Raw genomic sequence first — 13545 nt, 5'->3', positions numbered from 1 at the left:
GCCTGCACCTAGAATCGAGCCATGACCGACGACCTGCGCCGACCCGGTCGGAAGCCGCGGTCGCGTCGGGCCCCTCACCGCACCTCCTTCGTGGGTGTCGTCGGTGAGCTGCTGATCACGGCCGGTGCGCTCGTGCTGCTCTTCATCGGGTGGCAGCAGTGGTTCAACGACCTCGTCGTCGCCGGCGAGCACCGCGATCAGGCGTCGAGTCTCAGTGAGCGCTTCGAGCAGGAGGCCGGGCCGGCGAGAGAGCCCGACGCCGACGGGTCGTTCGGCGATCCGCCGGTGGGCGAGCAGCCGACGGAGGCCGAGGAGTTCGCGAACTTCTACGTGCCGCGCTTCGGCGACGACTACGCCGTGCCGATCGCCGGGGGCACGAGCACGGTCAAGACCCTCAACACGGTCGGGATCGGGCACTACGACCAGACGCAGATGCCGGGAGAGGTCGGCAACTTCGGCATCGCCGCGCATCGGACGACCTACGGCGCCCCGTTCAACGCGATCGCGGACCTCCGTGCGGGCGACAAGATGTACGTCGAGACGAAGGACGGCTGGTACACCTACGGCTTCCGCAATCTGCAGTACGTCCAGGCGACCCAGGTGTCGGTGCTGCAGCCGGTGCCCGACGCCCCGGACGTCTCGTCCGCCTCGGGCGAGCGACTCATCACGTTGACCAGCTGCAATCCGATGTTCACCGCCCAGGAGCGCATCGTCGCCTACGGCGTCTTCGATTCGTGGCAGCCGCTCTCCGCCGGGCCTCCGGCCGAGCTCGCCGCCACCGGTGTGGGGAGCTGACCATGTACGCAGCCCTGTGGCGTATTCTTCCGGGTCCGTGGTGGGTGAGGCTGGTGATGGTGCTGGTCCTGCTCGCAGCGGTCCTCTTCGCACTCGTCGAGTGGGTCTTCCCCGCCGTCAACGAGCTGCTGCCCGCCCCCGACGTCACTGTGGAGAACCCATGACGCGCATCCTGGTCGTCGACAACTACGACAGCTTCGTGTACACCCTCAACGGCTACCTGCAGCAGCTGGGCGCCGAGACGGAGGTCGTCCGCAACGACTCCTTCTCGGGTCGCGACGCGGCTGCTCGCATCGGCGACTACGACGCCGTGCTGCTCTCGCCCGGTCCGGGCACGCCCGCGGCCGCCGGGGTGTCGATCGACGTCGTGAACGCCGCCCTGCAGGTCGACAAGCCGCTGCTCGGAGTCTGCCTCGGGCACCAGGCGATCGCCGAGGCGCTGGGTGCGACGGTGACCCACGCCGAAGAGCTGATGCACGGCAAGACCTCGGCCGTGACGCACGACGACAGCCCCTTCTACGACGGCGTGCCGCAGCCGTTCACCGCGACGCGCTACCACTCGCTCGCCGTCGTCGACGAGACCGTGCCGGAGGCCCTGGAGGTCACGTCGCGGACGACGGGCGGCATCATCATGGGCCTGCGGCACCGGAGTGCACCCGTGTACGGCGTGCAGTTCCACCCCGAGTCGGTCTTGACCGAGGGCGGCTACCAGATGATCGGCAACTGGCTCGGCGAGGCGGGGCTGCCCGAGGCGAAGGTCACGGCCCGAGGGCTGTCACCGCTGCTCGACCTCAGCTGAGAGCGGGCGCGCTGCGCCCACGGCGGGCGCCGGGCGGCGCGGCGGGTCAGGTGGACCGGGGTGGGTGCGATGTCGATGAACCGCGTTCGCGACGATGAACCGCGTTCGCGAAGATGAACCGCGGTACATCGCGGTTCATCGTCGCGAACGCGGTTCGAGACGACCCGAAGTGACTCGGTACCGCCCGCGCGCGCTCGGTCAGCCGCTGCAGACCCGGAGGGTGATGGCCGAACCCTGCGGCTGATCGCCGGGTGCGAGGGTCTGCCCGGCGACGACACCGCCCGTGCAGGTGAAGTCGGACTCGAGCGTCACGACGAGTCGCAGCTGCTCGCCGAGCTGCGCGTTCGCGTCGACGGTCGACAGCCCCGTCACATCGGGGACGTTGACGAGCCCGTTCGAGACGATCAGATCGACCGTGCTGCCCGTCGGCACCTCCGTGCCCGTCGCCGGGTCGGCCGAGATGACCGCGCCCTGGGCGACGTCGGGCGAGTAGTCCGTGGTCTGCTGGCCCTGCGTGAAGCCAGCATCGGACAACGACACCCAGGCCGCGTCGACCTGCGAGCCGACGATGTCGGGCACGGCCGCCAGCTGCGGGCCGGTGGAGACGGTGACCGTGACGGTGGTGTCGAGAGGGACGGACATGCCCGAGGTCGGATCGGTCGAGATGATGTCGCCCTCGGACACGGTGTCGTCGGGCATCTCGGCCCGGGTGACGTCGAGTCCGAGCTCGCCGAGCTCGGCGGAGCCCTCTTCGTAGCTGACCCCCACGAGATCGGGGATGCGCGCGGACTGCGTGTTGTCGACCACGGGAGGAGTCAGATTGACGACCCAGAAGACGACGGCGACGATGACGATGGCGACCAGGACGATGCCGGCCCAGATCCAGGCGACCGGAGGTCGGGTCTGAGTGCGCTGCGGGCGGGTGTTGTCGTCGGAGGCGAGCTCTTTCAGCGCCGCCTCGCTGCCCGCCGCCGCGGCGGGGTTGACGCCGAACAGCGTCGAGCCGGCGGCAGCGGCGGGGCGACGACGATTCGGCGCCCGCCCGTCGGCGGCGGCCTCGACGTCGGAGCGGAACTCGGCCGCGGTCTGGAATCTCTCGAAGCGGTCTTTGGCCAGCGCGTGCAGGACGACGGCGTCGAGCGCAGGCGAGATGCTCGGGATGATCGTGCTGGGCGGGACGGGGGGCTCGCTCACGTGCTGGTAGGCCACGGCGACCGGCGACTCGCCCCGGAACGGCGGACGCCCGGTGAGCAGCTCGAAGAGGAGCACACCGGTCGAGTAGAGGTCGGTGCGGGCGTCGACGGTCTCGCCCCGGGCCTGCTCGGGGCTGAAGTACTGGGCCGTGCCGAGGATGGAGGTCGTCTGGGCGACGGTGGCCGACGAGTCGGAGATGGCCCTCGCGATGCCGAAGTCCATGACCTTGACCTCGCCGGCGTGGTTGATCATGACGTTGCCGGGCTTGATGTCGCGGTGCACGACGCCGGCACGGTGGGAGTACTCGAGCGCCGTCAGGATGCCCTGCGTGATGCGCGCGGCCTCGGCGGGCTCCATCGGGCCCTCGGCTGCGATGTCTTTGAGGAGGCGCCCCTCGACGTACTCCATGACGATGAAGGGGACCTGCACCTCGTGGCCGTTGGCCGAGCGCACGGTCTCTTCGCCCGCGTCGAACACGCGGACGATGGTCGGGTGGGCCATCCGCGCAGCGGCCTGCGCCTCTTGGCGGAACCGGGTGCGGAACGCCGGATCGGTGGCCAGCGCCGGCTTCATCAGCTTGATCGCGATGCGACGACCCAGACGGGCGTCGGTGCCGACGTGCACGTCTGCCATGCCGCCACGACCGATGCGCTCACCGATCTGGTAGCGGTTGGCGAGGAGTTCGATGCCCTCTCTCACGCCTTCGACCACGCCGTACACTCCCTCACGAGACCGCGAACTCGGAACACACGGTCGCAGCAAGTGTACTTGGCCGTCTGGCCCCAGATCGGGTGTCGAGGTCCGTCGTGGGGATGATTGTCACGGGTTCGTGACCACGGCCGGCGAGGGCCGTGGTCACGAGAGGGTGCTACGGGGTGGGGACGACGGGGTCGGTCGGAGGCGTCGTCGGCTCGGCGGTCGGCTGCGACTCGTCGGCCGTCGCGGTGACCGTCACCCCGGGCGACGGGTCGGACGCGAGGTCGCCGCAGTTCGCGACGTAGGCGACGGTCACGTTGCCGGGAGTCGTCGTCACGACCTGGATCGACGAGACGTTCGCGCCGACGGCGCCGCCGGTCTGGCCCGCCGTGTCGGTGCCCCCGGTGATCGAGTACGAGTAGCCGGTCAGCGAGTAGCCGGCCGGGCAGCCCGCGTAGGGCTCCCACGTGATCGTGGCGGCGTCCGTGCCGTCGGCGGTGATCTGGGTGGGCGACGCGGTCGGCGACCCGGGCTGGGTCGGCTGGGGCGCCTCCTGGTAGATCAGGATCGTCACGGTGCTGCCCTTGCGGACGTTGCCGCTCGGGTTCAGGCTCGCGACGGTGCCGACGTCTTGAGCGCTGGCGGGGGCCGCCGAGCTCGGAGCCGACTCGACCGCGAGGCCGAGGGCGCCGAGCGCCGCCCGTGCGTCGCTCTCGCTCATGCCGACGTAGTCGCCGGGCACGACGTTGACCGTGTCGGGCGTGGGGCTCGGCGTCGGGCTCGGCGTGGTCCGCGTCGGGCTCGGCTCGGTCGACGGCGCGGCCGACGACGAGGTCGGCGCGGGCGCGGGCTCGTTCGAGCTCAGCGCGAAGGCGATCACGGCGACCGCACCGGCCAGGACGAGCACCCCGAGCACGATGAGGGGCCAGAACCAGGGGCTCCGCCGCTTCGGCTCGTCGTCGAGGTCGTCGTCGCGCAGGGCGTCGGGGTCTGCGGACCCGGGCGTGTAGGCGCCGGTGACGGCCGCACCCGCACCCGTGGCGTTCGGGTTGAAGAGCTGCGTGGTCGCGTCCTGCGCCGCGAAGGCGCGGGTCGCGTCGTCGGCGGGGAGGGCCGCGGCGCCGATGGCAGGCACGGCGACGGTCGCTGCGCCGACGTCGCCTCGACGCAGGGCGCGGGCGGCCTGCGCGAGGGCCGAGGCCGTCGCGGGTCGCTCGCCCGGCTTCTTCGAGATGCACGACATGACGAGTCGGCGGACGGGCTCGGAGACGGTGGCGGGGAGGTCCGGTGGCTGTTCGTTGATCTGAGCCATCGCGATGGCGACCTGCGACTCGCCCGTGAACGGACGTCGACCGGCGAGGGCCTCGTACGCGACGATGCCGAGCGAGTAGATGTCGGTGCTCGGGGAGGCCGGGTGGCCGCTGGCCTGCTCGGGCGAGAGGTACTGGACCGTGCCCATGACCTGACCGGTGGCGGTCAGCGGGACCTGGTCGGCGATGCGCGCGATGCCGAAGTCGGTGATCTTGACCCGACCGTCGGGCGTGACGAGGAGGTTGCCGGGCTTGATGTCGCGGTGCACGAGGCCCGCGGCGTGGGCGGCCTGCAGAGCCGACGCCGTCTGGGCGACGATGTCGAGCACCTTGTCGGTCGGCAGGACGCGGTCGCGCTCGAGCACGGTGGACATGGCCTCGCCGGGCACCAGCTCCATCACCAGGTAGGCGCTGCCCTCCTCTTCGCCGTAGTCGAAGACGTTGGCGATGCCCTCGTGGTTGACGAGGGCCGCGTGGCGGGCCTCCGCACGGAAGCGCTCGAGGAACCCGGGGTCGCCGAGGTACTCGTCTTTCAGGATCTTGATGGCGACGGTGCGCCCGATCACGAGGTCCGTGGCCTCCCAGACCTCGCCCATGCCGCCGATGGCGACGCGGGTCGACAGCTGGTAACGCCCACCGAAGGTGATTCCGCCCGAAGGTCTCATTTGTTCAGCACCGCCTCAATGACTTTCTTCGCGATTGGTGACGCGACACTGTTTCCGAACGCGGATTGTCCCTGCCCGCCGCCGTTCTCGACGACGACCGCGACGGCGACCTCGGGGTCGGCTGCCGGGGCGAAGCCGGTGAACCACAGCGTGTACGGCTCGCCTGGGCCGTTCTCCGCCGTGCCCGTCTTGCCGGCCACATCGACACCGCTAATTCTTGCATTGCTGGCCGCGCCGTCGGCGACGTCGTCCACCATCATGTCGGTCATCGTCGACGCCGTGTCGGAGCTGATCGGGTCGCCGTACTCGGTGGGCGAGAAATCCTCCACCGGGCTGAGATCGGGGTTCAGGACGCTGTCGATCAGGGTCGGATCCATCTGCGTCCCGCCGTTGGCGATCGCGGCCGACACCATCGCCATCTGCAGCGGCGTGACGCGGTCGTTGCCCTGTCCGAACGACTGCAGCATGAGGGACGCGTCGCTGATCTCGGCGCCGTCGGCGTCTTCGATCGGGAACTGGCTGGGGGTGACCGACTGGGGGATCTCGATCGAGTCGTCGTCGAAGCCGAAGGCCTGCGCCTGCTCCTTCAACGCGTCGGCGCCGAGCGCGCGACCGAGCTGGGCCATGGGGATGTTGCACGACAGGCGGAGGGCGGTCGCGATCGTCGCCTCGTCGCCGCCGCCGCAGCTGCCGCCCTCGGCGTTGTTGATGTTGGTCGACGTGCCGGGCAGGGTCAGCGTGGACGGGTTCGGGAACGCGCTCTCGGGCGTGTAGTCGCCGCTCTCGAGCGCCGCCGCCACGGTGATGAGCTTGAAGGTCGACCCCGGCACGTAGAGGTTGCCCTCGATGGCCTTGTTCTGCAGCGGGTCGGCCGGGTCGGCGACGAGCGAGTCGTACGCGGCCTTGACGGCGGCGCTGTCATGACTGGCGAGGGGGTTGGGGTCGTAGCTCTGCTTCGACACCATGGCGAGGATCTTGCCGGTGGAGGGCTCGACGGCGACGATCGAGCCGTTGTTGGAGCCCAGCGCGTCGAAGGCCGCCTGCTGGACGGCCGGGTCGAGTGTGAGGTTCACCGTGGCGCCCTCGGGCGACTGGCCGGTCAGCAGCGAGTTCATCTGCTCGAAGAACTGCGAGTTCGCGTTGCCGGTGAGGTACTGGTTCATCGCGTCCTCGATGCCCCGCGACCCCTGACCGAGCGTGTAGTAGCCGGTGACGGGCGCGTAGAGCTCGGGCTGCGGGTACGAGCGCTGGTACTCGTAGACGTCGTCGACGGGGTCGGACTGCGCCACGGGCTCGCCGCCGACGAGGATCGGACCCCGCTGGGCCGAGTAGCTCGCGAGCAGGGAGCGCGAGTTGCGCGGGTCGGCCCGGAGGGCGTCGGCCTGGAACGTCGTGATGTACGTGCTCGACACGAACAGCGCGACGAACATCGCGAGGACGACGAGGCTCACTCGTCTCAGTTCTTTGTTCATCAGCCGATCACCAGCCTGGGTTGATTGCGCACCGAGTCGGACAGACGCAGCAGCAGGGCCACGATGATCCAGTTCGCCACGAGGGACGATCCGCCGGCGGCCATGAAGGGCGCCGTCAGACCGGTCAGGGGGATGACGCGGGTCACGCCGCCCATGACCACGAAGACCTGCAGGGCGATGACGAAGGCCAGACCCACGCCGAGCATCCGGCCGAAGTCGTCCTGACCGACGAAGCCGATGCGGAACCCGCGTGAGACGAGCAGCAGGTAGAGCGCGAGGATCGCGAAGATGCCGGCGAGACCGAGCTCTTCGCCGAGCGACGCGAAGATGTAGTCGCTCTCGGCGAGCGGCGTCGTCTGCGGTCGACCCTGACCGAGCCCCGTGCCGATCAGCCCGCCGTTCGCGAAGCCGAACAGACCGGAGACCAGCTGGAACGATCCGCCGTCGGCGCTGTACTCCGCCGGGTCGAAGGGGTTCAGCCAGGCGGCGAAGCGCCCCTGCACGTAGCCCAGGAACGTGGAGGCGACGATCGCGCCCCCGAGGAACAGCGTCAGACCCAGCACGATCCAGCTCGCACGACCGGTGCCGACGTAGATCATGACGAGGAACAGCCCGAAGTAGAGCAGCGACGTCCCGAGGTCGCGCTGGAAGATCAGCACGCCCATGGCGACGAGCCAGACGATGAGGATCGGCCCCAGGTCGCGCGGTCGCGGGAACCGCATGCCGAGGATCTTCGGGCCCATCAGCGAGAGGTTGTCGCGCGCGGTCACCAGGTAGCCGGCGAAGAAGATCGCCAGCGTGATCTTCGCGATCTCGCCCGGCTGGAACGAGAACGGCCCGATGTCGATCCAGACGCGCGCGTTGAGGCCCTCTCGGCCGAGACCCGGGATGAGCGGCAGCAGCAGCAGCACGATCGAGACGAACATGGCGATGTAGCGGTAGCGCGACAGGATGCGGTAGTTGCGGACCACGAACAGCGCGACGAGGGCGATCACCATGGCCATCGCCGTCCAGGCGATCTGCTTGATGCCGAAGGCCTCCCAGCCCGAACGACCGTAGGCCAGGTCGATGCGGTAGATCATCGCGATGCCGATGCCGTTCAGGGCGAGCCCGATCGGCAGGATGAACGGGTCGGCCTCGCGGGCGACCACGCGCAGCACGACATGGAAGATCAGACCGAGACCGAGCACGGCGGAGCCGGCGATCAGCACGCTGGGATCGATGGCGTCGGTGGCGCCGAGCTGCACGAGCACCACGGCGCCCGCGCAGATGCCGCACGCGATGAGCAGCATGAGCAGCTCGAGGTTGCGGAGCCGGGCCGGCTGCCGCAGACGGATGGTGATGGCCTGCGTCAGACTGGTGGGCTCGGCGGGTGCGGGGCGGGGGGTCTTGGCGGACCCTCGCGCGCCTCCTGAAGGACGACCGATCAGCTCGGTCGACGTGTCGTCACCGGGTGCTGGCATCGGTCAACCTCTCGACGATGGCGCGGGCGTCGGCCAGCGAACCGGCGTTGATCGTGTCTTCGACGGTCCGCTGCGTGTAGTTCGGCAGATCGGACACGTCGAGATCGGTCTCCTCGACCACGCTCGACAACGCGATCGGCCCGAGGGTCTGCTGCACGCCCCGGTAGATCACGACGGTTCCGTCTTGCTGACCCACGTAGTAGTGGTCTTGGGTCCACTGGTAGGTGAGCACGAGACCGGCGACGAGTGCGCCGATCGCGACCACCAGCGCGGCCAGCCACGTGATGCGGCGGCGGCGGCGACGGCGCTTGTCTTCGGCGATGAGCTCGGCGAGGTACTCGTCGGACTCGGGCTCGAAGTGGCTGTCTTCGGGGGTGGTCGCGACCTTGAGCGGGTGCAGCAGGATCGTGGGCAGCCGGAGCGACTTGCGACCCGTCTCGCCCTCGAAGGTGAGCGGGACGGCGGCGGAACCGACCGTCACCGGCGGCTCGACGGACGAGTCGCCCGACTCGTCGACGTCGACGATCACGACCGTGACGTTGTCGGGGGCGCCGTGGTCGAGCGTCTCCTTCACGAGACGACGGGCGGTCTGCTCGGGGTCGAGCCCGGCCGCGAGGGCCTTCTTGATGCGGTCTTCGGCGAGATAGCTGCTGAGACCGTCGGAGCAGATCAGCCAGCGGTCGTCGGGCTGCGTGCCGAGGATGGCCGTATCGATCTCGGGAGCCGCGTCGACGTCGCCCAGCACGCGCATCAGCACGCTGCGACGGGGGTGCACCGCGGCCTCTTCGGCCGTGATGCGGCCGCTGTCGACCAGTCGCTGCACAAAGGTGTGGTCGGCTGTGATCTGACTGAGCTCGCCCTCGCGCCACAGGTAGATGCGCGAGTCGCCGATGTGCGCGATCGCCATGCTGTCGCCGACCCGCAGCATCGCGCTGACGGTCGTGCCCATGCCCGTGAGCTCCTGATGCTCGAACACCGTCTCGGCGAGCAGCTGATTCGCCGCGATCAGCGACGACTGCAGAGCGAACTCGGCGTCGCCGGGCGAGCTGTACTGCTTGTCGGTCTCGCGGATCCGACGGATGGCGATGGCGGAGGCGACGTCGCCACCCGCATGCCCGCCCATCCCGTCGGCGACCACGAACAGACGACCGCCGGCATAGCCGCTGTCTTGGTTGTTCGAGCGGATCTTGCCCACATTGGACAGAGCCGCGCTCTTGGGAGGCGTCATCGGGCGCTTACCGTCGCAGCTCGAAGCTCGTCTGGCCGATCGTCACCGTGGAACCGACGGGCACCGGGGTCGGGACCGTGACACGCTCGCCCGCGAGGAACGTGCCGTTCGTGGAGTCGAGGTCTTGGATGACCCAGCGCCCGTTCCAGAGCATGAGACGCGCATGATGCGTCGACGTGTAGTCGTCGCGGATGACGAGGTTGCTCTCTTGCGAGCGACCGATCGTCAGCGGGCCGTCGATCAGGGGCATCTCGAGCCCGGCCTTCGCGCCCTTCGTGATGACCAGGCGGCGGGCGGCGGAGTCTCCGTCGGACGCGGCGGGGGCGGCCGGAGCCGAGGCGCGAGGCGCGGCAGGGGCAGGAGGCGCGGCGGGGGCTGCGGACATCTGGCCCGGCTGCTGGTCGGCGGGCAGTCTGCGGGCCCGCTGGCCGAAGAGATCGGACCGGAGCGCGAAGACGATCGCGAACACGAACAGCCACAGCACGGCCAGGAAGCCGAACCGCAGGGCGAGGAGGGTGAGCTCACTCGTCATCGTCGACCCCCCGAGACGTCGGGCCCAGGAGAGGGGTCGGGCGTCGCTGAGAGGGGGAGCACGCGGAACACGATACGCGTACGACCGATCTGGATCGTCGAATCGGGGGGCAAGGGGGCCTTCGACAGGGGTTCGCCGTTGAGTTTCGAGCCGTTCGTGGAGCCGAGATCGCGGGCCTGGGCCCGGTTGCCGTCCCACAGGATCTCGACGTGCCGACGCGACGTGCCCGTGTCTTGGATGGTGATGTCGGCGTCGGATCCGCGCCCGATCACCGTGCGCTGACCGCGGAGGACGTGCCGCTGCCCGTCGATGTCGACCACCGGTCGCCACGAGACCTCTTCGCCCCGGACGTTGCGCGAGTCGACCGCCATGATGCCGATGCTGAGCGACTCGTCTTCGCGCAGGCGGATGCTCAACGGGCCGGCGAAGTGGTACCCCTGCGCCGTCGCGTGACGCTGGGTCAACTGGGTCAGCTCGTCGATGAGGCTGGAGCCGATGGCGGCCATCTTCTCGTAGTCCACCGGGGCGAGCCGCACCAGCAGCTCGTTGGGCACCAGGATGCGGTCGCGCGAGACCACGGCGGCCTTCGTGTCGAGCTCGCGCCGCAGCGCGTTCGTCAACTCGAGAGGTTGCACGCCCGAACGGAACGTCTTGGCGAAGGCGCCGTTGACGGCACGCTCCAGCCCGCGTTCGAAGTTGTCGAGCAGTCCCATGTCTCTCCAGGGTCGGGTCTCAGGTCGCCCGATCTTAGCCGGAACGGGTGGCATGTTCTCACGAGTGCGAAGCGGGAGGCCGTCTTCATGCTAGTGTTTTCGAGTTCGCGCGAGTGGCGGAATTGGCAGACGCGCTGGCTTCAGGTGCCAGTGCTCGAAAGGGCGTGGGGGTTCAAGTCCCCCCTCGCGCACGAACGAATTGGCTCTCCCTTACGGGAGGGCCTTTTCTCTTGCACCGCGCCTCCTAGGGGAGGGGGGTGATCAGGTGCGGGCCGTTGTTGCGGACGCTGTTCGCCTCTCGCGAGACCTCGTGGTGCACCAGATCGTGCGCGATCTCGTGCGAGTCGCGGTCGAGGAGCTCGAGCAGCTCGGTCGTGTCGAGGTGGTCGCCGAGCCAGTCGTCGTACGAGTCGGGGGTCAGGCAGGCCGGCATCCGGTCGTGCACCTCGCCCGGGGCCACATGGGCGTCGCGGGTGATGATCGACATCGAGAGCAGCCACTTGTCGGGGTCGTCGTCGGTCTTGGCCGGGTCGGGCCACGCACTGGCGACCGCGGCCATCGCGAGCCCCGACTCGGGCTGATGGATGAAGTGCGGCTGCTTGCCCGTCTCGGTGACCACCCACTCGTAGTAGCCGAGCGCGGGCACGATGCACCGGGCCTGCGCGAACGGTCGACGGAACATGCCGCTCGTCGCCACCGTCTCGATGCGGGCGTTGATCGGCTGCGGTCGCCGCTTCAGATCGGGGTACCACGAGGGCACCATGCCCCAGCGGATCAGCGGCAGTTCGCGTCGACCCTGCCGCTCGCGCACCACGGGCACGCGGGTCGTCGGCGCGACGTTGAAGTCGTCGGGCAGCGGTCCCAGACCGTCGAGCAGGCTCGGCAGCAGATCGGACGTGGCTCGGGCGATGACGTAACGGCCGCACATGCGCCCAGTCTCCCCTTCCGCAGCCCCCACCGGTAGTGCTTCACTGAGGCCGAGCGGTCGGCGTCACGCCGCCGCAGCACCGGCCCCGCGAGGCCTCGACGAGACGAGGGTGACCATGGCGACAGACGATTCGGACCTGCACGGCTACGTCGTGGCGGGCGTGGTCCCCGGCAGCGGCGAGGCGGTGGTCACCCGGGCTGTCGAGTTCGCCGCCCGCTTCGGCACGGGCCTCGTCTGCGTGATCGTCGAACCGGATCGCGTGGCCTTCACCGAGGGCATCGACGGGACGGTGCTCTCGTACCCCCTCGACCCCGACGAGTTGGACGGCCCGCCGGCCTTCGACGACGACCAGGAGGCGCGGCTCCGGCCGATCGCGGAGGCCCGGGGCGTCGCTCTCGAGACCCGTGCCCTCACCGGTGAACCCGCGCACTGCCTCGGCCGGTTCGCCGAGCGCATCGGCGCCCCGATGATCGTCGTCGGCAGCCGCGAGGCGGGTCTGCGGGGGAGCGTCCGCGAGTTCTTCGCCGGCTCGGTCGCTCTGCATCTGAGCCACCGACAGCACCTGCCCGTCGTCGTCGTGCCGTTGGCCCCGGTGGCGCGCACCGACCGGCTGCCGTGGGAGCACGACCTCTGACCCCTGACCCCTGACCCCCGACCCCGCGCCGGGTGGTGGCGGGATCACCGCGCGGGGCGCGGGGCGCGGACGAGGTCGACTACGCGTGCGTCGCGCGCTCGTGGTCGGCGTGATCGGCCGGCTCGAGCTGGAAGGTCGCGTGCTCGACCTCGAAGTGCGCGGCCAGGCAGCGGTCGAGCGAGTCGAGGGTCTCGTCGACCCGCATGTCGCAGAAGACCTCGCGGTCGACGACGACATGCGCCGAGAAGACCGTCGCGCCGCTGGTGATCTGCCAGGCGTGCACGTCGTGCGCCGACACGACGCCGGGCGTCTCGGTGATGTGGCTGCGGATGTCGTCGAGGTCGATGTCGCCGGGCGCCGAGCCGAAGAGCACCCGGAACGCCTCGCGCAGCAGCGACCAGGCGCGCGGCACGATCATCGCCGCGATGATCAGCGACCCCACCGAGTCGGCCTGCACGAAGCCCGTCGTCAGCACGACGATCGACGCCGCGACGACGGCGACCGAGCCGAGCAGGTCGCCGAGCACCTCGAGGTAGGCGCCCCGCATGTTGATCGAGTGCGTCGCCCCGCCCCGCAGCACGAGCAGCGCGACGACGTTGGTCGCCCCGCCGATCACGCCGACGACGAGCATCGGAAGACCGAGCACCTCGTGATCGGATGGGGTCAGCAGTCGCCCGACGGCCGCGACGGCCACCGAGATCGACACGGCGATCAGCACCAGGCCGTTGATCGCGGCGGCGAAGACCTCGGCCCGCCGGTAGCCGTACGTCTGCCGACCGCTCGCGGGTCGCGCCGCGACGATGGTGGCCGCCAACGCCACGACCAGGCCGGCGAGGTCGGAGAACATGTGCCCCGAGTCGGCGAGCAGGGCGAGCGACCCCGAGAGGAGGGCGCCGATCAGCTGCGCCACCAGACCGAGCGCGATGACGAGGATCGCCAGTCGCAGCCGTCGCCCGTCGGCCGCCATGTGACCGTGCTGGTGGTCGTGCGCCATGCTGTGCTCTCTCGGGTGTTCGGGCGGCTCGAGCCCACGGCCCGGTCGCGGGTCGTCGGTGATCGCTCACCCCGACGATAGCCCGGGCCGCCGACACCCGACAGGTCTCGGACCCAGTCGAT

12 protein-coding genes and 1 tRNA gene are annotated in these 13545 nt (G+C 69.9%); 4 read left to right on the top strand and 9 right to left on the bottom strand.

The features are described from left to right. Window positions 1-21: 21 nt before the first annotated feature. Together IFT51_RS11390 and IFT51_RS11385 are read left to right on the top strand one after the other, a co-directional pair. The gene (locus tag IFT51_RS11390) at window positions 22-795 is read left to right on the top strand and encodes a class E sortase (RefSeq protein WP_192061200.1); all 774 of its coding nucleotides are present in this window, start codon (window positions 22-24) and stop codon (window positions 793-795) included. 160 nt (window positions 796-955) lie between these two features. Further along, window positions 956-1594 (top strand): aminodeoxychorismate/anthranilate synthase component II, encoded by a 639-nt coding sequence (locus IFT51_RS11385; RefSeq protein ID WP_192061199.1) that lies wholly within the window; start codon window positions 956-958, stop codon window positions 1592-1594. A 198-nt stretch (window positions 1595-1792) separates the two neighbouring features. Here the strand turns inward: IFT51_RS11385 and pknB are convergent, their stop codons facing one another. The 7 genes from pknB to IFT51_RS11350 all read right to left on the bottom strand — a co-directional run bounded on the left by pknB (window position 1793) and on the right by IFT51_RS11350 (window position 10867). Then, window positions 1793-3487 carry a Stk1 family PASTA domain-containing Ser/Thr kinase gene (gene pknB, locus IFT51_RS11380; RefSeq protein WP_371740771.1) on the bottom strand — a complete coding sequence of 565 codons (1695 nt, stop codon included), beginning with the start codon at window positions 3485-3487 and terminating at the stop codon, window positions 1793-1795. 169 nt (window positions 3488-3656) lie between these two features. Continuing rightward, entirely contained in the window at window positions 3657-5459 is a 1803-nt protein-coding gene (locus IFT51_RS11375; RefSeq protein ID WP_192061197.1) for a protein kinase, read from the bottom strand. After that, window positions 5456-6931: a penicillin-binding protein 2 gene (locus tag IFT51_RS11370; protein WP_192061196.1), complete on the bottom strand. Its 1476-nt coding sequence runs from the start codon at window positions 6929-6931 to the stop codon at window positions 5456-5458. The genes IFT51_RS11375 and IFT51_RS11370 overlap by 4 nt, the downstream gene beginning before the upstream one ends. Beyond that, window positions 6931-8223, bottom strand: coding sequence for an FtsW/RodA/SpoVE family cell cycle protein (locus IFT51_RS11365; RefSeq protein WP_243213742.1), 1293 nt, complete (start codon window positions 8221-8223; stop codon window positions 6931-6933). The genes IFT51_RS11370 and IFT51_RS11365 overlap by 1 nt, the downstream gene beginning before the upstream one ends. 154 nt (window positions 8224-8377) lie before the next feature. After that, window positions 8378-9622, bottom strand: coding sequence for a PP2C family serine/threonine-protein phosphatase (locus tag IFT51_RS11360; protein ID WP_192061194.1), 1245 nt, complete (start codon window positions 9620-9622; stop codon window positions 8378-8380). Between the two features lie 7 nt (window positions 9623-9629). Further along, on the bottom strand, window positions 9630-10154 hold the full coding sequence (locus IFT51_RS11355; protein ID WP_192061193.1) for an FHA domain-containing protein: 525 nt from the start codon (window positions 10152-10154) through the stop codon (window positions 9630-9632). Continuing rightward, a complete protein-coding gene (locus tag IFT51_RS11350) occupies window positions 10151-10867 on the bottom strand; it encodes a DUF3662 and FHA domain-containing protein (RefSeq protein WP_192061192.1) in 717 nt (238 codons plus the stop codon). Before IFT51_RS11350 ends, IFT51_RS11355 begins: the two co-directional genes overlap by 4 nt. 107 nt (window positions 10868-10974) lie before the next feature. Here IFT51_RS11350 and IFT51_RS11345 point away from each other — a divergent pair. After that, a tRNA-Leu gene (locus IFT51_RS11345) sits at window positions 10975-11058 on the top strand. A gap of 53 nt (window positions 11059-11111) precedes the next feature. On the opposite strand, the gene IFT51_RS11340 is transcribed toward IFT51_RS11345, so the two are convergent. Further along, window positions 11112-11795, bottom strand: coding sequence for an SOS response-associated peptidase (locus IFT51_RS11340; protein WP_192061191.1), 684 nt, complete (start codon window positions 11793-11795; stop codon window positions 11112-11114). A 115-nt stretch (window positions 11796-11910) separates the two neighbouring features. Here IFT51_RS11340 and IFT51_RS11335 point away from each other — a divergent pair, with 115 nt between their 5' ends. After that, window positions 11911-12429, top strand: a complete 519-nt coding sequence (locus IFT51_RS11335; RefSeq protein WP_192061190.1) for a universal stress protein — start codon at window positions 11911-11913, stop codon at window positions 12427-12429. 79 nt (window positions 12430-12508) lie between these two features. Here the strand turns inward: IFT51_RS11335 and IFT51_RS11330 are convergent, their stop codons facing one another. Continuing rightward, complete coding sequence (locus tag IFT51_RS11330) at window positions 12509-13423, bottom strand: cation diffusion facilitator family transporter (RefSeq protein WP_192061189.1); 915 nt, start codon at window positions 13421-13423, stop codon at window positions 12509-12511. Window positions 13424-13545: the final 122 nt, after the last annotated feature.

Source organism: Frigoribacterium sp. CFBP 13712, from assembly GCF_014842255.1.
Classification (GTDB): Bacteria; Actinomycetota; Actinomycetes; order Actinomycetales; family Microbacteriaceae; genus Frigoribacterium.
Note: the sequence above shows the minus strand (reverse complement) of the source record. Positions and strands in the feature narration are given on the sequence as shown.